Origin of the sequence: Paenibacillus sp. PvP094, from assembly GCF_040546835.1 — a bacterium.
In the GTDB taxonomy this organism is placed as follows: Bacteria; Bacillota; Bacilli; order Paenibacillales; family Paenibacillaceae; genus Paenibacillus; species Paenibacillus illinoisensis.
This window is the reverse complement of record NZ_JBEPOM010000001.1, coordinates 4,714,727-4,734,700: the sequence shown is the minus strand read 5'-3', so window position 1 is coordinate 4,734,700 and position 19,974 is coordinate 4,714,727. Positions and strand designations below refer to the sequence as shown.

Annotated in this window: 15 protein-coding genes; 1 reads left to right on the top strand and 14 read right to left on the bottom strand. The window is 47.2% G+C overall.

The window, feature by feature from the left end:
* Positions 1–57 precede the first annotated feature (57 nt).
* The 8 genes from ABIC22_RS21795 to ABIC22_RS21760 all read right to left on the bottom strand — a co-directional run bounded on the left by ABIC22_RS21795 (position 58) and on the right by ABIC22_RS21760 (position 11,539).
* Positions 58–1,092 (bottom strand): endo-1,4-beta-xylanase, encoded by a 1,035-nt coding sequence (locus tag ABIC22_RS21795; RefSeq protein ID WP_483312559.1) that lies wholly within the window; start codon positions 1,090–1,092, stop codon positions 58–60.
* Positions 1,093–1,152: 60 nt separating this feature from the next.
* Entirely contained in the window at positions 1,153–2,709 is a 1,557-nt protein-coding gene (locus ABIC22_RS21790; protein ID WP_354483712.1) for a glycoside hydrolase family 43 protein, read from the bottom strand.
* Positions 2,710–3,549 carry a carbohydrate ABC transporter permease gene (locus ABIC22_RS21785; RefSeq protein ID WP_354486048.1) on the bottom strand — a complete coding sequence of 280 codons (840 nt, stop codon included), beginning with the start codon at positions 3,547–3,549 and terminating at the stop codon, positions 2,710–2,712.
* A gap of 112 nt (positions 3,550–3,661) precedes the next feature.
* The gene (locus ABIC22_RS21780; RefSeq protein ID WP_095286681.1) at positions 3,662–4,627 is read right to left on the bottom strand and encodes an ABC transporter permease; all 966 of its coding nucleotides are present in this window, start codon (positions 4,625–4,627) and stop codon (positions 3,662–3,664) included.
* A 128-nt stretch (positions 4,628–4,755) separates the two neighbouring features.
* Positions 4,756–6,432, bottom strand: coding sequence for a type 2 periplasmic-binding domain-containing protein (locus ABIC22_RS21775; protein WP_354483710.1), 1,677 nt, complete (start codon positions 6,430–6,432; stop codon positions 4,756–4,758).
* Between the two features lie 178 nt (positions 6,433–6,610).
* Positions 6,611–8,152, bottom strand: coding sequence for a response regulator transcription factor (locus tag ABIC22_RS21770; RefSeq protein WP_354483708.1), 1,542 nt, complete (start codon positions 8,150–8,152; stop codon positions 6,611–6,613).
* Entirely contained in the window at positions 8,142–9,965 is a 1,824-nt protein-coding gene (locus ABIC22_RS21765) for a sensor histidine kinase (protein WP_354483706.1), read from the bottom strand. The genes ABIC22_RS21770 and ABIC22_RS21765 overlap by 11 nt, the downstream gene beginning before the upstream one ends.
* A 47-nt stretch (positions 9,966–10,012) precedes the next feature.
* Positions 10,013–11,539 carry a response regulator transcription factor gene (locus tag ABIC22_RS21760; protein WP_354483704.1) on the bottom strand — a complete coding sequence of 509 codons (1,527 nt, stop codon included), beginning with the start codon at positions 11,537–11,539 and terminating at the stop codon, positions 10,013–10,015.
* A gap of 438 nt (positions 11,540–11,977) precedes the next feature.
* On the opposite strand from ABIC22_RS21760, the gene ABIC22_RS21755 reads away from it, so the two are divergent.
* Positions 11,978–13,132, top strand: a complete 1,155-nt coding sequence (locus ABIC22_RS21755; protein ID WP_354483703.1) for a glycosyltransferase family 61 protein — start codon at positions 11,978–11,980, stop codon at positions 13,130–13,132.
* A gap of 280 nt (positions 13,133–13,412) precedes the next feature.
* On the opposite strand, the gene atzF is transcribed toward ABIC22_RS21755, so the two are convergent.
* From atzF to ABIC22_RS21725, 6 genes are read right to left on the bottom strand one after another with little or no spacing between them, the layout of a single operon-like run.
* Positions 13,413–15,191 carry an allophanate hydrolase gene (gene atzF, locus ABIC22_RS21750; RefSeq protein WP_354483702.1) on the bottom strand — a complete coding sequence of 593 codons (1,779 nt, stop codon included), beginning with the start codon at positions 15,189–15,191 and terminating at the stop codon, positions 13,413–13,415.
* Between the two features lie 31 nt (positions 15,192–15,222).
* Positions 15,223–16,830, bottom strand: a complete 1,608-nt coding sequence (locus tag ABIC22_RS21745; protein WP_354483700.1) for a PucR family transcriptional regulator — start codon at positions 16,828–16,830, stop codon at positions 15,223–15,225.
* A 16-nt stretch (positions 16,831–16,846) separates the two neighbouring features.
* Complete coding sequence (locus ABIC22_RS21740) at positions 16,847–17,281, bottom strand: cupin domain-containing protein (RefSeq protein WP_354483698.1); 435 nt, start codon at positions 17,279–17,281, stop codon at positions 16,847–16,849.
* A 41-nt stretch (positions 17,282–17,322) separates the two neighbouring features.
* Positions 17,323–18,396, bottom strand: coding sequence for a cyanuric acid amidohydrolase (atzD, locus tag ABIC22_RS21735; protein WP_354483696.1), 1,074 nt, complete (start codon positions 18,394–18,396; stop codon positions 17,323–17,325).
* The gene (locus ABIC22_RS21730; protein WP_354483694.1) at positions 18,393–19,145 is read right to left on the bottom strand and encodes an ABC transporter permease; all 753 of its coding nucleotides are present in this window, start codon (positions 19,143–19,145) and stop codon (positions 18,393–18,395) included. The genes atzD and ABIC22_RS21730 overlap by 4 nt, the downstream gene beginning before the upstream one ends.
* Positions 19,142–19,966: an ABC transporter ATP-binding protein gene (locus tag ABIC22_RS21725; RefSeq protein WP_095357492.1), complete on the bottom strand. Its 825-nt coding sequence runs from the start codon at positions 19,964–19,966 to the stop codon at positions 19,142–19,144. Before ABIC22_RS21725 ends, ABIC22_RS21730 begins: the two co-directional genes overlap by 4 nt.
* Between the last annotated feature and the right edge of the window lie 8 nt (positions 19,967–19,974).

The following is a 19,974-nucleotide window of genomic DNA, read 5'->3' as shown; positions in this document are numbered from 1 at the left end:
TTTCAAAAAAGATGATTCTATTTCAACATTTTTTCGGACGCTTTAACGATATAAGTATCACTTTTTCTCCATTGCAGCTTGCTTCGGAATCTGCGCGACGCGCTCATAAGCCGGTTTGGGAGCATGCGACTCATCGAACAAAAATGGCCAATTTTTCCTGCCTCTGACCGGGAAATGATCAAGCCAGGTATAATCATCGGCTGCTCCCCAGAATGTGACAGCACTGATGTGTTCACGATATTCGTAAAGGAGACGGAAAATGGATTCATAACGCTCGGCTTGCAGTTCCAGCATCCCCTTCTCAGGACGAGTCAGGTCTGTACGTCGGTCTTCAAAGCGAAATACCGATACGTCAAGCTCAGTGAGCTGAAGCTGAAGGCCAAGCTGGGCATAACGCTCAATGGCAGCACGCATGTCGTCCAGCGTGGGGTCGTATAAATTCCAGTGTGCCTGCAAACCTACCCCATGAATCGGTACGCCTTGATCCAGCAGTGAACGAACAAGTCGGTAGATGCGCTCCCGCTTATGCGGGTTGGACTCGTTGTAGTCGTTATAAAACAAAAGAGCTTGTGGATCTGCTTCATGAGCAAACTCGAATGCTTTGGCAATAAAGTCCTCCCCGGCAATATCCAGCCATTTGGAAGGCCGCAGAAATGCACTTTCATCATTCTCATCAGAGATGACCTCATTCACAACATCCCAGCAGTAGATCACATCCTTATATCTGCCGACGACAGTCTGAATATGCGAGCGAAGCCGTTCAAGCAGTACATCCCGCTCCGCCTTTCCGCCCGTTTCGTTTTCGAACAACCAATCGGGAGTCTGATTATGCCAGACCAGCGTATGTCCTCGCAGTGCCATACCTTGTTCTCTGGCAAATGACGCTATGACGTCTGCGTTCTCGAACGTGTACAGATTCTCCTCCGGGTGTAGGCTTGAAAATTTCATTTCATTCTCTGCTGTCAAGCTGTTGAAGTGGTAGGCCAGCAGCGAGCGCTGGCTGTCGATCGTCAGGGGATTAACCGCTGCACCGATATGAAAAGCATCCTCATATAAAGCCTTCAATGATTCCTCTTCACGCCTGGATTCCATAATTCCCCTCCTCCTGATTACCGAATAAGTAATATTAGTTCGTCTCGTTAGATCAGTTAGCTAGATTTCATAATCAAACCAATCGAAGCGTGCAGGTGTATGACTTGCCTGGCCGTTGCCAGTGGCATATAACCCAACCACCGCTCCGGTAAAGCACATTTTATGCACAAAGTCCTCCGGAGAGATGGCCCGTGCCGAACCCGTGCCAAGACTTACCCAGTCCTGTTCATCCAAGGAGCAGCTCAGTTTATAGTCCGTCTCCGTTGATTCAATGCGAAGAAACAGCTGCTCTGCTTCAGTCTCATTCTGGTACACGATTTTCGACTCTCCACGTACCGTCAGACGGGCAAAAATGAGGTTGCGTCCTTCCGACCTTTTAACACCAAGCTCATAATGCGCATCCTCATCTCGGCGAATGCACATGCCCGCTTCTTCTCCATCAGCAGTCGGCACAAATGTCATGCTGGTTGTGCAGCAGGCCTGAAGATGCTGCTGTCTACGGCCAATAAACGTAATCTGACCAACGTCGCTGAGATTTGCTTCCTGCCCGTAAAGTGTCAAAGAACCCGGATTATCCGTTACGGAGCATACTCCTTCTGACGGATTGCGCACAAACATCCACTGCGGACCCAGTTCTTCATTAAAGTCATCCCGGCCTGCAACAATTGCTGCATTACCATCCGCTTGAGAAGGAACTGACATCGGCATACGCTGAATCGCCATGTCCAGGCTTACCGTACCTTCATTGTTGTCAATGTGCGGCCAGCCCTCATTCCAGACAACCGGTGCAAGGAATGTTTCGCGTCCAAGCACGCTATATCCGTCTTCTGTCAAGCGGACGCCAAGGAATACAGCCCACCATTCTCCGTGATGATCCTCCACCAGATCGGCATGGCCCAAATACTGAATAGGGTGGTCCAAATGGCGGTGAGTCAGAATCGGCTCTGGATACCGTTCGAATGGACCATACGGATGTTCGCTGCGACCGATGATTTCGCGATGCTCCTTGGCTGTCCCTCCAGAAGCAGACATCATATAGTACATCCCGTTGATTTTGTACAAGTGCGGCCCCTCGGTCCACGGTCCACCGTCTCCGTGCCATACCACCTGCGGTTCGGATAACGCCTCTCCTGTCGTGATGTCGATCTCATATTGAATGGCATGAGAATCGTAGTCCGCTCCTTGCTGCGCCGTAACATACACTTTTCCGTCATCGTCAAAAAACAGAGAGGGGTCGATTCCCCCATACGGAATGCGAATTGGATCAGACCATGGTCCGGCAGGGTTGGTTGCCGTAACATAGAAGTTCCCGATACCTCTAACATCTGTCGTGATCATATAAAACGTACCTTCGTGGTATCGCAGCGCAGGGGCATAAATCCCGTCCGAGCTCTTCTGACCAGTCAAATCAAGCTGGCTTACCCGATCCAATACGTTGCCGATCTGCTCCCAGTGAATCAGATCCGGGCTCCGAAAAATCGGAACCCCCGGAAAATACTCAAACGAACTGCAAACAAGGTAAAAGTAATCCTCTGCCTTCACAATGCTAGGATCCGGATAAAAACCAGGAAGAATCGGGTTCGCATAGCGAATTTGTTGTACTTGAAGCTGTGACATTTATTCCTTCACACTCCCTACATTAAGTCCTACGACAAAGTATTTTTGCATGAACGGGTATACAAGCAAAATCGGAACGGAAGCCACAATGGTCACGGCTGCACGAATGGAAATTGGTGTTACCTGAGTCGAATGCTCTGCCCCTACACCATTGGCTACGGAAGGATTGCTGTTGGCGTTCATGCTGGAAGACAACAATTTCATCAATTCATATTGCAGCGTGCTGAGCTCTTGACGAGACGACGTGTACAGAAAAGCATCAAACCAGGAGTTCCACGCACCCACGGCAACAAAGAGCGCAATGGTTGCCAGCACAGGTTTACATAGCGGGAAAATAATTTTCCAGAAAATCCGGAAATCTCCTGCACCGTCTATTTTCGCAGATTCAATCAAGCTTTCAGGTATCGTGTAAATATAAGTACGAATGACGATCAGGTTAAACGCACTTACCAGTGATGGCAGGACATACACCCAGAAGGAGTTAATCAAATGCAAATCCTTCATAAGGAAGTATCCCGGAATCAGACCGGCGTTGAAATACATGGTCAGTACAAAAACAGTTGTAATCAGCTTACGGAAGATATAATCGCGCCGGCTCAGCGTGTAGGCCAGCATGGTGGTCAAGAAAATATTAAGCAGAGTAGAAAGTACGGTCCGCGCAACTGAAATCAAAAACGCATTATAGATCGTGCCCGAAGCAAAAACTGCTTTGTAATTCTGCAAGGTGAAATCACGAGGCCATAAATATAAGCCTCCCCGAATGGTGTCATTCCCTGCATTAAACGAAACTACAATGGTGTTTAAAAATGGATACAGCGTCACAATTACGAGCACGATCATGAAGATCGTGTTAAAGGTGCCGAATAGAAACGGTTCAAGTCCTCTGGCACCTGGACGGCGTACAGAAAGCGCCGATGTATTTCCTAAACCGGACAATGGTGTTTTTTTCATCTTATAAGAGCCTCTCTTCCCCAAGCCGCTTGGCTGTCCAATTCGCTACAAGCAACATCGTAATGCTGACCACGGTCTTGAATATACCGCCTGCAGTCGCAAGCGAATAGTTACCCTGTGCAATCCCGTATTTGAGCACAAAGATATCAATCGTTTCTGCCCAGTCAACAACCAATCCGTTACCCAGCAAATATTGAACCTCGAAACCGGCCTCTAGAATATGCCCGATCGACATAATCAACAGGATGACAATGGTAGGCTTGATTCCAGGCAAGGTGACATTCCACATTTTTTGATAACGGTTAGCTCCATCAATGTCGGCAGCTTCGTACTGTGCCGGGTCAATCGAGGCCATGGCCGCCAAATAAATGATGGTACTCCATCCAACCTCTTTCCAAATGTGGGAGCTTGCAACAACGCCCCAGAAATACTTACCTTCCGTCAGCCATAGGATAGGCTCATCAATTAAATGCAATTTCATCAGGATATCGTTGACAATACCGTCAGAAGCAAGCGATGTCGCTACGATTCCGGTAACGATAATCCATGATAAGAAGTGAGGCAGATACGAGATCGTCTGTACCGTCCGCTTCCACAGGACCTTCTTGATCTCATTAAGCAGCAATGCAAGAACAATAGCGGTTACAAAACCCAGAATCATGTTGATGACACTCATGGCTAGCGTATTGCGAAGCACTCGCAAAAAATTGTCATCGGTAAATAAAAATTGGAAATGCTTAAATCCTACCCACGTCTGCTGCGAGAAACTCCGGGCCGGTTTATAATCCTGAAAGGCCATCGTCCAACCCCATACAGGTACATACGCAAAGACAATAATGTACGCAAGCAGAGGAACAGACATCCAAATGAGTTGTCTCTGTGCTTTAATATTCTGCCAAGTAATCCGCCTGATTTTCGGTTTTTTCTTCGGGCGGAGCGGCTTGGTACCCACTACAATTTCCTCCATAATATCAAGCTCCCTATCCATCTTTATAATCAAAGGAAAACGTCGAAACAACCAGAACACATCTGCCATAACCATGTTTCAAAAGAATCAGGAAGGAAGGTTATCTTCCTTCCTGACATAAGTTGTTTTTATTTCACAGACCAGTTATCAATTCTCCACTTCAACACTTCATTGATACGATCTTCATATGCCTTGATGTCAAGCTTTTGAATCTCGGAAACGTATTCGTTCCAAACATTGTCAAACTCTGATGTACCGGCCAAGATTGCTTTTGGCAGATATTTGGTCGACAATTCGTTCAACTTCGTATTGGCAATCTTGGCTGGAGATCCCTCTACCACATCGACAGACCAAGCAGGGTAAGTTACCGGATTCTCTGGTGGAGCACTGAAGAAATCGACATAGCTATTGAAACCATATGCATCCAAAACTTCCTTATCAAACGGTTTCAAGCTTGCCTGGTATTCTTCTGGCTGATTACTTGCCGAAGTTGCGTTGCCATCGCTAAAGTACCCTTCCGTTTTCGGCGCAGTTCCATAAAATGCGTCAGCTTTGTTGGCAAGCTTCCAAGCAGCATCCGATGCATTGTCGCGTTGCTCTTGTGTCTTCATGAAGCGGCCTTCTTCATTGACATAATAGTCTTCATCCACAATGCCCCAAGTGAGTGTTTTCTGCCATTCTTCCTCCATCAGTTTGTCGAGCACTTTGAGGATTTTTACAGGGTCTTTGGCACTCACGGTAATACCGAAACCATTGTTAAGATTCAGTGCTGCGCGGTCACGATAATAGTCTTTGGTGCTGCTGTCATACACGAGCGGGAAACCTACATAAGTGCGTTCAATTTTGTCTTGCGTTATGAGTGAATCTTCCGCGCTTTGGAAATTCCAATGTTGATCAAACATGCCGAGTACGGAACCACTGGACAATTTGGCCATGTATTGGTCGTAGTTCTGTGCAAACGCTTCCTTATCAAGCAAGCCTTGGGCATTGATTTCATTTAGCTTCTGATAGTACTGTTTGGCATAATCCTTATCGGCGAAGATCTCCGCCTTGCCATCGTTGACAACCACTCCGCCATCATTCGGATGACCGATCAAATGCTGAGGCGGGTTCAACAAGCCCCAGTTTTTCCAGTCATAGTTCAGGACCTCAAAACCAATGGTCGGCTTGCCGTCAATCGTCGGATATTTCTCTTTGTATTTCGCGATCAGGTCGAAGTATTCATCCAGTGTTTTTGGAGTCGGGTAACCGAACTCTTTCAGTACGGCTTTTTGAATCCAGAACGCGGGACCGCTGTAATAGGTGTCAGCTACTTCGCCGTTATATGCACCATAGTTTGGCAGGTAGTAGATATGTCCATCATTTGGATCCTTCATTTGATTCCAGTACTTCTCGTAATGTTTTTTCAAATTCGGGGCGTGTTCCTCAATCAGATCTTCAAGCGGAATGACTGAACCTGCAGCTGTCAGTTTGGTATCAGCTGAGATCAGGTCTGGATAATCCCCACCAGCAATCATAACGCCAAGCTTTTGGTTTTTGTCACCGGCCAGAAATTCGAACTTGAATGATACGCCAAGCTCATCCTTCATTTTCTTGTAAATCTTGTTGTCAGCGGTTGGCTGCTGTCCGGCCTCGTTAAGGAATACCGAGATTTCTATCGGATTGTCAGGCCCTACCTCTGTACCACTTCCCTCTTCTCCGCTGCCTGGGTCATTTGTACCGCCGGAACAACCAGCCAGTACAACGCTCAGTGACAACAACATGGTTGCCCCCATACGGAAAAACTTCTTTTTACTTTCCCCCATAAAGCACCTCCAAAGTTTGATTACGCCTTCATGAAAGCCCTTTCATTTGAATAATTTCATTATAAATTTAATGTTAAATGGAAAATACACCCGAATTATAGCTCTTTCCGAGAAAAACTCAGGTTTTCATTTTATAATCTATAGATTCAACCGTACGCGATTTTCTAAAGGTATTTTGTTAGACATGTTTCTTATATTCATTCGGAGACATGTTCAGCCTTTTCTCAAACTGCTTCAAAAAATGATGGTAGGTGGAGTATCCAACTTTTTCCGAGACCTCGCTATTTTTGTATTGATTCATTTGGAGTAAACGGCAAGCTTCCTCAATCCTCAAATTATGTAGCAGTTCATTGAAACCAATGCCATTTTTTCGTATAAGCAGCTGTCCCAGGTAGGCTGGATGCAAAAAGAAACGCTCGGCAAGCATTTTAATGCTCAAGCCTTCCCGGTAATGCTCATGAATGTAATCGTTGATGTCCTGTACTATACCCTGCGCTTCGGAAGCATTCTCCTTAAGCAAAAGTTCAAAACAGACTCGCCCGCACGACTGCAGCATGTCGATCAGATCAATCCATGTCAGCAGGCGTTCATCCAGATTGGGAATATCGAACAGACGATTTGGAGCGCCCGTATCCTCTGTCAGTTCGGATCTCATATATGCTCGAATCTCATGAAGTAGGTAGATCACGTATTTGCGGGCCTCCTCCGGGTGAACTCGTAACTGGCGAAAAGATCGCTCAATATAATCCACTGCTGACCTGTAAGCATCGTGATCAATGAGTTGAAATGCCCCCAAGATTCTCGCTGTGAGTTCTACCTGATCATCATGTCTTTGGAACGTAAGATCCTTAAGGCTCTCATAGTCCATCACGCTGTTCCTATTCGTTTCATAAAAGGTATGCAGGAGCGCTTTTTCTGCTGTGACCCTGGAATGATTTATGAAAAGAAGTGAAGACGCCGCTTCACCAATGGCCATAAATGCGCGAAAGTTCGCCAAACGGCGTGCCAATTCCTCCAATCGGTGTCTGGCTGTGCAGCTCGAACCATGGGAGGCTGATTCAGCACTGCCAAACACGATGGAAACCAGATCATTTCGCAAGCGAATCACATACATGGCTTTTGACCTGTCCAAAAATTCCGCAGCAACCGTGCTCCACCTGCAATAATCCTCTGCCGCGATCTGAACAAGGCATACATTCCAAACATGAGAGGAGCCAGACAAGGACTCCAGTACACCAGCAGCTTCTGTGGACAATCCTTTGCCAAGTAGAGCCTCCTTTATCGCCAGATTTTCCTTCTCTCTCTGTGCCACCTGCCCGACGTATAGTTGTTCCCGCTCCTTAGCCAGTTCCTGTCCCACCTGACGAATCTCTAGCTCGGCCTGTTCCTCATCCAGCGGTTTAAGCAAATAGCGTGAAACTCTATATTTGAGTGCCTTTCGTGCATAATCAAAATCACTGTACCCTGTCAGGATAATGAATTTGGTAGACTCGTTGCCCCTGCGTCTCCACTCCTCAATCATCTCCAGTCCGTTCATCACCGGCATATGAATATCAACCATGACCAGATCGGGCTTCAGCTCCTCCATTTGCTTCAGGCCCTCCGAACCGTTTCCACAGACACCGCACACCTCAAAGCCAAGGTTCTCCCATGGTATCCATAACTGCAGACCCTCAAGCGCCAAAGGCTCATCGTCAATCAACAACACTTTAAATGCCATCGTCCACGCCTCCTTTTACATCCTGACGTTCCAGCAATTGCAACGGGATTTCAAAGGATACCTCAGTCCCCTCCCCGATCCTGCTTACCAAATTAAAATTCACTTTATCGTCGTAGTACAATTCAAGACGGCGATACACATTTCGTATTCCAATATTGTATCCGCCGCTCTCTTCCTTGCTTCGCATGTGATACAGAACCTCTTGAAGCCGTTCCTTGTCCATACCCTTTCCATTGTCAGATACGACAACACGCAAATGCTCGTTCACAATTTCAGCCTGAATCTTCACATAGCCAAGCCCCTCAATGGCCTGAATGCCATGTTTGCAAGCATTTTCCGCCAACTGTTGGATACTCATTTTGGGTATTTTATATCGCCTTGCCTCTTCAGTGATGTCAATATAGTATTCAAACTTGTCCCGGAAACGGAATTTCTCAATACCCAGGTACATGACCGTAAAGCTCATTTCCTCCTCCAGCGTGACCACATCGTCCTTCCAGTTCAACAGACGGCGAAGCAGCTTGGACAGATCCTTGATAATATCCTTCACGTCCGCATAGTTATTTTTCGTGCTAACTACAAGCAGCGCATTCAACGTATTGAATAGAAAGTGAGGATTCATCTGGCTTTGCAGCAGATTAAGCTCTGCTCGAATGCGCTCAGCCTCCTGGCTTCGCTGCTGAATTTCTAGCTTGTACACGTTGTTGATCAATGAATGGATTCGTGCCGTCATCATATTGAAATTGCTAATCAAATGCCCAATCTCGTCATGTCCGCCATCCATGTTGATTAGTTCGAATTTCTCGTTACCCACCTTCTGCATATGTCTCGACAGCCGCTTGACACGATAATTGTAGGAACGGAGCATGACATAAATGAAAATGGAAGTGATCAGGGTAATAATCCCGGCCAGCATTCCAAAATAAAGCTGCATGGATAACATTGCTTGTTTGACACGTGTTTCCTGAGGAACACCAATCAGCTTCCAACCTTTCACATAACTAGCACTACCGATTGGAACGATATGCAAGTCTTTGTCTGCCGCTTTGCTCATATCAAACAAAGCATAGCTACTCTCCATCTCGCCCTGATACTTGTCATCCGCAGATACAATAATTTGATTCTGGGCATTCACCAGATACAGATCCAGAGAACTCTTTTCTCTGGCAATCACATCATAGAAGCGACTAACGTAGAAATCGATGCGTACCAATTTCTGATAAGAGTTGTCGGTGTTGTAGTAATCCATTTTTTCGATCACGCTTAAATACGAAGAGGTTGCTGCACGATCATTCGTTGCCTGATCACGGTATGCAAGCACTTTTAGGGTTTCCCCAGCGGCCTTCCACTGCTCGAACCAGGTTCCTGAGCGTACGTCGTTGTCCAGAACATAGTAATCCCCGCCAGGCACAATGGTCGGATTTTCGGTGTAAACCCCTATTCGCTGAATTTGGTTGTTCACAGGAATATAGGAAGTCACCCGGTGACGAAGCTGATCATCAAGTGTGTTATAGAAATCCAGCTGACTGTTATACACCCGATCCATGGATTCGGTCAACAACTTGTCCGTAATCAAGGCATGACTGACGGCGACGCCACCATCAATCATGGTATGAATATCCTTTCTTGCACGCTCCAGTGAGATTTGTAAATTCTGCTCTTCCCGTTCCTTGATCAACCCTGACATACGATCCATAAACAAAACATTGCTTACAAAGATAGGAAGCAAAATACCAATGACATATATCAAGATAAATTTGTAATTCAAGGGTATATCGTTCACGATGCTGCGAAAACGGAATGTTTTGAACATGTTTGCTATCGCCATCCTTCATTCGTACTTCTCATCTCTCGGGGGATCTATTGCTGCTTACGATATGCAGAAGGCGCCATGCCCGTCATTCGCTTGAACTGACTTACAAAATAGTCTGCATTCGGATAACCAGACTGAACCGCAATGTCAGCAACGCATGCGCAGCTTTGGCGTAATAGTCTTTTTGCTTCCTCAATCCGTTTATCGTTTAAATATTCCCGAAACGTTTTGCCCGTCTGCTGCTTGAATGCCTGCCCCAAATAATTGGCGTTCATGTGAAATTGATGTGCGAGCTCCTGAAGCTGCAGCTTCTTACGGAATTCCTGATTGACATATTGCACCACACGAAAAATGGTGCTGCATTCCTTTTCTTTTCTCTGCTCCTGCAGCGCCTCCAAAGCGTTCAAACTTAACACACGTGCATAATCCCGAAATGCTGGATAGGAGTCGATTTTAGTAATGCCGCCTGCCTTATTTTGAACGTGAAGCATAAAACTGCCCATATCTCCATCCAGCTCTTTCAACTCCTTGAGAACACTCATTTCAAGGGCAAGCAATTGAACCCGGACGTATTCCATATTGGAGAAGGGCAATCCTAAGTCAGGATCAGCAAGAAGTGCTTGAATCTTCCCTTCCAACCTATCCTGTTCACCAGAAAGAATGACTTCCATCAGATTGGCTAAAGCTTTTTGATTTACGCTGGCCAATGGGTCACTCTGCGGCAGATCCTGATGATGAACAAATCCGCCCCCTCCCTGATAACGCTTCCATTTTAGAGCGAACAAAGCTTTCTCGTAGGCTGACCGCATACCGATTTGTGTGCCCGAATGATGTCCAACGGCCACAATCATGGAGGAATGACCAGCATAGGTCTCCACGATATTTCTGCCCATTGACCCAAGCAGGTTCAAAGAATTATCGATATCGGCAGCGAACACACCTAGGTTTCCTTCAGCATCCACAAAAGGTTCCGACCAATGGACACCACCAAAAGCGTGTATTCGCCCTTTCACGTCATCTTTACTGATATCCGCGGCAATTAGAAGACAGGCCATATCCTCATGACCTTCCATTTGCAGCAAGGTGTTCACTTCGTCCTGCAGCTCCATGCTGTCTTCCCCTTGAATCAGGCGATCAAACAAACAATTCACATACAGGGCACGATCACGCTGGTGTACTTCTGCCGAAATCTGTTCTTCCTGAATTTTACGGCCCATCTGTTCCAGTACATTTTCTATCTCGATCTCATCAATAGGCTTGAGCAAGTAGTCCTCTACTCTCTGCTCCAGCGCTGTTTTTACATACTCAAAGCTGTCATATCCACTTAATATAACGAATCGGGGTGCTTTGGCCAGCTCATGCTTGGAACGGTCAATCAGTTCCAGGCCACTCACAGAGGGCATATGAATATCTGTAAACACCAGATCCGGTTGAAGACTTTCGATCATGGACCAGGCGGCATTGCCATTCTCCGCCTCACCACAGATGCGAAAACCGTATTTGTCCCAATTCACCATGGTTCTCAGGCCTTCGAGCACCCACGGCTCATCATCCACCAACAAAACATTCATCATTTATGTTTCCCCCTCTCCATTAAATGAAGCACGTATCGTGTTTGATAGCGAACTTATAATGTTTCATTTCTTTCAACCAATACTATCATATGCTTAGCATCATTAAACCTAAAAAATACGTCGATCTTCTCTCCCGATGGAGAGAGATTCAACACATCTGGCACTATCCTCAGGTCTAACTGACTACAATAATAACTGTGTAACATTCTAATTATCCAGAGCTTTTAGCACATATACAACATACAATACTTGATTTAGCATCCAAAGCTTTACTATTTAATAGTAAATAATGATACTGCGACATGTTCACAGCGGTAATGAAGAGATCTGCATGTAAATTGTACATAAGAAATAAAGGATATGATCAGCCCTAATCACTTTGAGGCCTGCATGCATAAATTAGCTTCATAGCAACACATGGTTATGGAGGGATGAAAAATGAGTGAAATATGTAAAAATGCCAATTCGACAGGCACAAATTCAAATAAGTCCGCTTTCTACAGGGACATTTGGGAATGGGGAGCTTCCGTTTCCTCCGGCGGGGATGAAAAAGTCTACCCTTTTGATTTTGGTGAAGCCGCTAAATACGAGGTACCGAAAACCCTTGAAACGGAAATTCACCGTTATTTGACGCCCTATACCGCTCATCCTGAAGGTGGGTATGTTGCATACATATCAAATGGGCGAGTTTGGGGAAGATCAGGTTCTGTCCTGACATCAGATGAAAAACTGATCTTCGACCTTTCTCCCGAATACGATGGAAGACTTAATAGAATGCTGACACTGGAAGAACACCCTGCTTTGTATCGGAGTAAGACACAGGAGCAACTTTATCTCCATGGGACTTCTGCCGTTTTGACTTTTTGCGGGAGTCATAATTATTTTCATTGGTTATATGATGTGCTGCCTCGATTGGGTATGCTTAAAAATCTAAATATTCCTTTTCAATCGCTGATCATGAATCCGAATCCTTATGCATCATTTGTGGAAGAAACGTTATTGATGTTTGGCGTATCGAAATCGTCCGTGATTCGTACTGGAGACAATCGGGAACTTCAGGCTGACAGGTTGGTCGTGCCTTCCTTAATGATGAATTCCCACTATCCCCCTTGGGCTACATCTGTCCTTCGTATGTTTATGCTGCCTGGACGCGACACAACGCTATATTCACCGGAACGCATTTTCATTTCCCGGAGCAAAGCCGCTGCACGACGGATAGCTAACGAGGGTGAAGTCATCCGGCTTTTGGAGACGTACGGGTTTGTTCCGATCTGTCTGGAAGATTGGAGCGTTGCCCAGCAGATTCAGCTCTTTGCTTCCTCAAAAGCGATCGTTTCACCGCACGGAGCCGGGCTGGCCAATCTCGCTTTCTGCATGAAGGACACCCTTGTCGTAGAAATTTTTCATATCCGGCATGTAGTGCCTACTTACTGGATGATCAGCAACCATAACAAACTTGATTATTATATGATGTATGGGCAAGATGACGGAACGACACCGGACCTTTTTCCGGGATTAGAGGACTTCACCGTAGATCTGAATCGACTGGAGCAAACGCTGCGTATAGCTGGACTGAATAAACGGGCTACCTGAACAGCCGTTCATGTCCCTTAGAGCCACTCATCACTAGTCGGTAAGGATGCGGGTTTCTATATCGTGGTTACATAAAATAATAATAAAGGGCTACTGACTAGGAAGTCAGTAACCCTTTATTGAACTCGGGACATGCATCAGACTGATGATTATGGACCGATGAATTTGCATATACCATCATGGACTATTCATGTGACAGCATGAATGGGAAAGAATTTATGCTCCCATAGTTGTTTTCCCTTGTCACAATATTCGGTTCTTGGGTTCGAAGGACGATCGTTTAAGCGAACCCGCTTTCTTCATACCTATCTAAGTTTCTCCATCCTCCGCAGGCGGATATATCCTCTGCCCCTTCTTCAGCGTAGCCCTCGCATATAAAACCAGACACCTCTGTCCCGTCCTGCAATTCAATTTTGCCTATACCAAGCGGGGCCGGAATTAATGCAGCGAACGCGCCAAAAGATGCTACAGGCAGCTCCCATAATTCAAGCGCAATAGCACTGCCTCCTACCTTTTTCTTCAACAACCCGGGCTTAGCCGGAACTGTAGGCAGCTTCACCATTTGATACTTCTCCGCCGTATGCGACTCACGAACAAATTGACCCCCGTGTTCCAGCATCTGCTTCTCCAGTGGATAACCTCTCATGTGCAGGCCGCAGACGGCAACCAGGATCGTTTCTTGCCTCTTTGCTTCCAGAGGCGGCAAATTTACTTCAAGAAACGCGGCCACAGCGTTTTCCATCAAGTGCTCATTGCCAGACAGCGAAAATAACGTAATTCCAAAAGGCATCTGAGACGCGGCATCACCCGCTGGTACAGCCACCGCACATAAATCTAGAAGATTACAATGGTTCGTATACCGCCCCATGTCCGAATTCGTAGCTATCGGATCGGCTTCAACCTGTCCTCTCGTCCATGTACCTCCACAGGTCGGCATGATTAGAACTGCTTCCTGGAGAAGCTTGTTGCTTATCATTCGCAGCTCCTGAAGCTTATGCATCGCGGTAAATACGGAAGCTGCGTCATGCTTGCCTGATCCGCCTGATCGCAAGACTTGTTCCGTCACCGGGAAAGTGACTCCTGGACTTGATTCAATGAATTCACCTACACTGGCCCAGCGCTCAGCTACCCAAGGTCCATCATACAGAAGTGCGGCAGCCTCCTCAAAGAGAGCGTAATCGATATACTCGACTGGCAGCTCCAATCGTTTGATCCTCTGGACGGCTGAATCCCATGCCTTGCTGTATTCCTCAGCCAACGGACCAAAAAACGTTAATGGTTTTTCAGGCAGATACAACTTTTTGGGAAGCTTATCGACCAATCGCGGCATTTCCTTGGACCATGGGTCTGATGATTCAAGGCCTCGTACTTGCATATCGACAATCCTTGCTTCGTGTATTGAATGGGTAAATACAGTCACACAGTCCAGACTGGCACAAGCGGGAACAACACCTTTTGTCGACCAGGCTCCGAGACTCGGTTTATAGCCGATGAGACGGTTCAGCGCCGCAGGAACCCTTCCGGAGCCCGCTGTATCCGTGCCCAGGGCGAATGCCGCCTGTCCCCTCGCTACCGCTACAGCCGATCCCGAACTGGACCCGCCGCTTATCCATTCAGCGCTCAGCGCGTTATGTGTCTCACCGTAAGGACTCCGGGTGCCTACAAGCCCGGTTGCGAATTGATCCATATTGGTTTTACCTACAGGAATCGCTCCGGCATCTAACAATCGTTCTACAACTGCAGCAGGCCTGTCTGGAACATATGCATATTCGGGACAGCCAGCCGTTGTTGGTGTTCCAGCCAAATCGATGTTGTCCTTAATGGCGAAGGGTACACCCCACAGCGGCAAGGAAGTATCCATTGTTTGGAGACGGTCCAAATACGGCTTGATTCTCTCCAGCACAGGCGGGGTGATCCAAATATTCATCCCTTCGTCCTCACGGGAACGGCGGATGATCTCTTCAATGACCTGCTCCGGCTTGAGCTTCCCGCTTCCATATTGCGCTTGCAGCCAGTCTATTGTCAGTTCGCGCGGTATTTTCATATCCAGCTTACTCATCCGTCATCCCTCCTTGACGCGTACATATCAATCAGGCTGGTCTCATTTCATTCAGCTTCATCGCTAGATGCAGCTGAAGCACATCATCGCCATTATCCATGCTGATCCCCAGCAATTCACACACCCGCTCTACCCGATAGGAAACCGTATTATAATGGGTAAAAAGCTCCGCTGACGTCTTTTTCACATTACGATTATGCTTAAAGTATACCTTCAACGTTTCAAACAGCTGGGAATTATGCTTCGCATCGTACGCAATCAAGGGCAGAATGAATCGATCACGATACTCCTGAACCTCCTCCGTATCAGGCAGATGGTATAAAAGCTGAAACACGCCTAGCTTCATATAGTCCACATAAGGTTCACGGTAATCGCAAATGGAGCTGATATGATGAATCTTTTTGGCATCGTTATAGCTTTCGTATACCTTCTCCGCAGCTTCGGTTCGATTGCCGATACAGAGAGAATAGCTCTCAGCAGGGAAAACCACTTTCATATCAGCGATAATGGCTTCCATCGCCACATTCCGAATTCCATGCATTTCTTCTGCGAAAAGTAGGACAAGCTCTCCCTCCAGTATGGTTGCCTGAAGCCCTACACATCTGGATTTGGTTCTCAATCTTTTAATCGCCTGCTGCATGGTCCTGATGCTAGGTTTGACGTTCAGAAATCGCACTAACGCGACATGCCGCGTTTGATCATCATCAAGTGGATGTCCGCACGCTTCCGCTCGCAGCCTCAAATCCTCAATGGTTACAATTCGGCCCGTAACCCAGTCCTGCAGAAACTGATCGACGTACTTCAGCTCTACTTCCCGCCTGGCGTTGGTATTGATCATCTCGAGTCCTACCAAAACACCTACGCGATCAATCGTCAGCCGATCGACAACCGAGTGCTCCTGATTCCATTCCAGCAGAACCAGCAAGCATTTGTCGTATTGCTTGTCATTAACGGCTGATACATATACACGAATTCGGCGCTCGCCTAGTGTTATGAAACTCACACCGAGGCTGCTCTCCTCCCGCAGACCGGACCACAGCATCGGATTATCTGCCTCCACAATCTCCTCTGCCTGGGGAGAGAGGAACAGATGATTGGAGTCATCAAGCAATACAATGGGATTGTTCAATATGCCATCCAGCGTTTGCAAAAATTCCTCTAATCCTTTCCCGTACAGGAGCTGTTGAGACAGCTTGTGAAAGCGGCTTTGCAGCAGCGATAGCTCTCTTGCCTCCTGCACAAGGACCCGTTCCATAATATCCCGGACAACATCCGAAAAAACGGTCGCGGCCGGAAGCTCGAAGATCGGAAAGCCCAATTGGTCAGCCAGCTCGAGTGCACGGGCAGGAATATGATCAATGAATCGTTTGGTTTTGATCCCCAGCGCTGATACACCTTTCTCCACCAGCTGCGGTATGATATCCGCAATGGCCTCCGGCTGATCACGAAATGGAAATCCACTGGTGATCAGAAACTCCCCCGGGCGCACCCAATCGATCACATCCGGCACTTCCATCACGTTGACACGGTTAATCATTCGCTGCATGCCACTTGCTCCAGCCAAGACGACAGCTTCCTTAAAGTCGGGGATCAACAAAACATCACTGCACGTGAATCCTGCCTTCTTGTGATCTGCCATCTCCCATCCCGCCTGACTATTTCAATTTGGTGGAAAAGACATCTTCCACTAATGTCGTATTAAAAAAGGAGTTAACCGGAGCATCTTCTTCAACCGGCAAAAAAATACTGATCTGCTCTGTCGGCTGTACATCGTCATTGGCTACCGAATGAATAACGCCTGCAGGGACATGGAATGTATCTCCTGCCTGGTAGCTCTTCCATTCTCCATTGCACAGCAGTTTCACTTTACCTACCGTGATGTGAATGATTTCAGCTACATCATGATAGTGAGGCAATACCTGACCGCCGACTCCAATCTTTTCCCACAAAACAGAGCTGGCACGAAACCCCATCTGATCCGCCTGTTCCGCAGACACAATCTCGCGGTGATACAGGTGAATATGATTCGGCATTAATCCCCATTGCATGTCTTCTCCAGTGATAACCTCAGTTTTCTTGGCTGTAATCATCGTGTCATTCCTCCATTTGTTTTTTTATGGATGTATCCCGTCTATTCCCTACGTTTAAAAACGACAGCCACCGGCCCGCCGCCTGCCGGTCCCTGATGTTCGGCTCCACCAGACACATAGATCATTGGATCACCACACACCGAAGCAAGCACACCTCCGACGACAGCCCGCGCATGTCTCGTATGGTTGATATCCGAATCATCAAGCATCGTGTGCCGGTGACCCCGGATGAATCCGGTGGGATCAGCCTCTGCCTTAGCCATCACCTGCACCATTTCAGCATCTGCATGAACATCCAGCAGGCGCTTGAGTGCAGGAGCGTCAATAGAATCGTTCATTACAGCATGGTCGATAAAATACGGACCTTCCGCAAAGTCAGAATTGCCGAAGACGATCACCTCACAATACGCCAGCTCGCTGCCTGCCGACGTGGAGGCTACACTGCTGAACAGATGCCATGAATCGCAGATATCTGTAACTTGAAGTCCAGCTCGTTCCACCTCACCGAGAGCAACTGCCGCACCTAGTGCGGAGGCTCCTCGTGAATATCCCATGGATTTGTAAGTATCTTCTGTCACAGTGGTTTGTGATCTGCTCAAAGCATCATGCACGCCCTCGGACGTTAACAGCGGACACTTAATTTGCACAAAATGTACATCTGCCGAAGATTCGATGCCAGCTTCCGCTATGGCTCGCTGAACGGCAGCTTCCACCTCGTCCACTTGAGCCAGCCTTCCTATTTCCTCTGGAAGGAAATCACGTGTTTTCGCGACGCCAATGGCCAGCGATTTCTGATCTTGTCTCTGACCATCTTGGTTATAAGCACCCTTGCGGCTAATCACTGTAAAGTGAGGGCTCAATATGCCCTCAGTTCCTCCAGACATGACATAGGATATGGACGAAGTTGATTCTTTTCGGTATTCGCCAAAAAATTGCTTTAACGCCAGCACAGCATAACCGCGCGTAAAATCGTTCACGCAGCCATTGCCCTCTGTTTTGCCTAATACTGCAACCACATCTTGAGGATCAATGATTCCCTCTTGGATCGCTTTCTCCATCGCAGCCGTATCGTTAGGCGAACGGCTTGGAATACGGTTCACAGTGCATCTCATCATAGGTCATCCGTCCTTTGCCAGAATATAATTCTTCTCTCAAGTAAGCTGATGGCCCAAAAGAGAACCAGTCCGCATAGTGCGGATGCAATAATTGCGGAGAACATCACAGGTGTATCCATATGGTATGAAGATACCAGGACGACATAGCCGAGCCCTTTGTTAGCGCCGACAAATTCACCGACAATGGCACCCACGATAGCCAGCGAGGTCGAGATTTTCAACGCAGAAAACACGTAAGGTAAACTTGCAGGCAGCCGTAATTTCCAGAAAATTTCCGACTTGGTGCCTTTATATGTGGAGAACAGCTCCCATGCTTCGTGCTCAATGGCTTTCAGACCCTTTACGCTGTTGACCAAAATAGGGAAGAAACAGATTAGCATGGAGGCTACGACCTTGGAGGAATATCCCGTCCCCATCCATACGACCAGAAGCGGAGCCAGAGCGACGAGCGGGGTCGTTTTGAGTGCAATCGCCAGCGGGAACACTCCCTTTTCAATGGGTTTGGAATGCACGAAGATCACTGCGGTAATCAATCCCAGGACATTGGCAAGCACGAAGCCTGCCAATGCTTCCAGCAGCGTGACCAGCATATGTGACCATAAGGAGCTGTCCATTACCGATAAGATTCCTGTGGGAGATGGAAGCAAATAAAGGGGTATGTCGAAAAGGCGTACAATGAGTTCCCATAATATAAGAAAGGCAAGGGCGAATACGACAGGATACATGGCATCTTTGATCTTGGTTTTCATAGGTGTTTGACCCGCTTTCTTAACTCATTGACAGTCTGATGGAAGGCCGGAAGTTCATCCATGCCAATCTCCCTCGGTGAAGGCAGGGGAACCGAAATAATATCCTCCACGCCGGCAGGCCTTGGTGACATCATGATCACGCGGTTGGATAGCAGCACGGATTCCTGAATCGAGTGGGTAACCATAACAACTGTACTTAGGCTCGTTTCGGGACTCTCCCATAGACGCAGCAGCTCGAAATTCAGCTTTTCTCTCGTAAATTCATCGAGCGCCCCAAAGGGCTCATCCATAAGCAATACCGTCGGATCTGCAGCGAGTGCCCTTGCAATCGCAATCCGCTGCTGCATGCCGCCGCTCAGCTGATGCGGAAAATGATTCATGAAATCCTGAAGTCCAACCAGCCGCAGCGAGGATTCCGCTTTTTCCTTGATCTCTTTTTTGGTGAACTTCTTCTCTCCGATGGTGAGAGGCAGGGATATATTTTGGATTGCGGTTAGCCAGGGCATCAATACAGGCTTTTGAAACACCATGCCGAGCGAGAGATCCTTCGATGGATAAACGATCTCTCCTCCTGCATTGGGTTGAAGCAGGTCGAGCATTAACCGAAGCAGCGTTGACTTCCCGCAGCCGCTTGGACCGAGAATGGATACAAACTCATTTTTATAAATATCAATCGACACATTATTCAATACGTTGACGTCACCAAAGGATAAGGAGCAATTTTTCAACGTAACCGCGATGTCGCTTTTGGAAGAAATGGTTGTCTGTTGTTCATGCAGCCCTGAAGCTTCTTTCTCCAGACCACTGGCCGTTGTTAGCATAAAATCAC

Excerpts from the sequence above, each read along its gene's own strand:
- ABIC22_RS21755 (WP_354483703.1), top strand. The coding sequence starts at position 11,978 with ATGAGTGAAATATGTAAAAATGCCAATTCGACAGGCACAAATTCAAAT.
- ABIC22_RS21765 (WP_354483706.1), bottom strand. The coding sequence starts at position 9,965 with ATGTTCAAAACATTCCGTTTTCGCAGCATCGTGAACGATATACCCTTG.
- ABIC22_RS21745 (WP_354483700.1), bottom strand. The coding sequence starts at position 16,830 with ATGGCAGATCACAAGAAGGCAGGATTCACGTGCAGTGATGTTTTGTTG.
- ABIC22_RS21770 (WP_354483708.1), bottom strand. The coding sequence starts at position 8,152 with ATGGCATTTAAAGTGTTGTTGATTGACGATGAGCCTTTGGCGCTTGAG.
- ABIC22_RS21760 (WP_354483704.1), bottom strand. The coding sequence starts at position 11,539 with ATGATGAATGTTTTGTTGGTGGATGATGAGCCGTGGGTGCTCGAAGGC.
- ABIC22_RS21785 (WP_354486048.1), bottom strand. The coding sequence starts at position 3,549 with ATGATCGTGCTCGTAATTGTGACGCTGTATCCATTTTTAAACACCATT.
- atzF (WP_354483702.1), bottom strand. The coding sequence starts at position 15,191 with ATGAGTAAGCTGGATATGAAAATACCGCGCGAACTGACAATAGACTGG.
- ABIC22_RS21780 (WP_095286681.1), bottom strand. The coding sequence starts at position 4,627 with ATGGAGGAAATTGTAGTGGGTACCAAGCCGCTCCGCCCGAAGAAAAAA.
- ABIC22_RS21775 (WP_354483710.1), bottom strand. The coding sequence starts at position 6,432 with ATGGGGGAAAGTAAAAAGAAGTTTTTCCGTATGGGGGCAACCATGTTG.
- ABIC22_RS21795 (WP_483312559.1), bottom strand. The coding sequence starts at position 1,092 with ATGGAATCCAGGCGTGAAGAGGAATCATTGAAGGCTTTATATGAGGAT.
- ABIC22_RS21730 (WP_354483694.1), bottom strand. The coding sequence starts at position 19,145 with ATGAAAACCAAGATCAAAGATGCCATGTATCCTGTCGTATTCGCCCTT.
- atzD (WP_354483696.1), bottom strand. The coding sequence starts at position 18,396 with ATGATGAGATGCACTGTGAACCGTATTCCAAGCCGTTCGCCTAACGAT.
- ABIC22_RS21740 (WP_354483698.1), bottom strand. The coding sequence starts at position 17,281 with ATGATTACAGCCAAGAAAACTGAGGTTATCACTGGAGAAGACATGCAA.
- ABIC22_RS21725 (WP_095357492.1), bottom strand. The coding sequence starts at position 19,966 with ATGCTAACAACGGCCAGTGGTCTGGAGAAAGAAGCTTCAGGGCTGCAT.
- ABIC22_RS21790 (WP_354483712.1), bottom strand. The coding sequence starts at position 2,709 with ATGTCACAGCTTCAAGTACAACAAATTCGCTATGCGAACCCGATTCTT.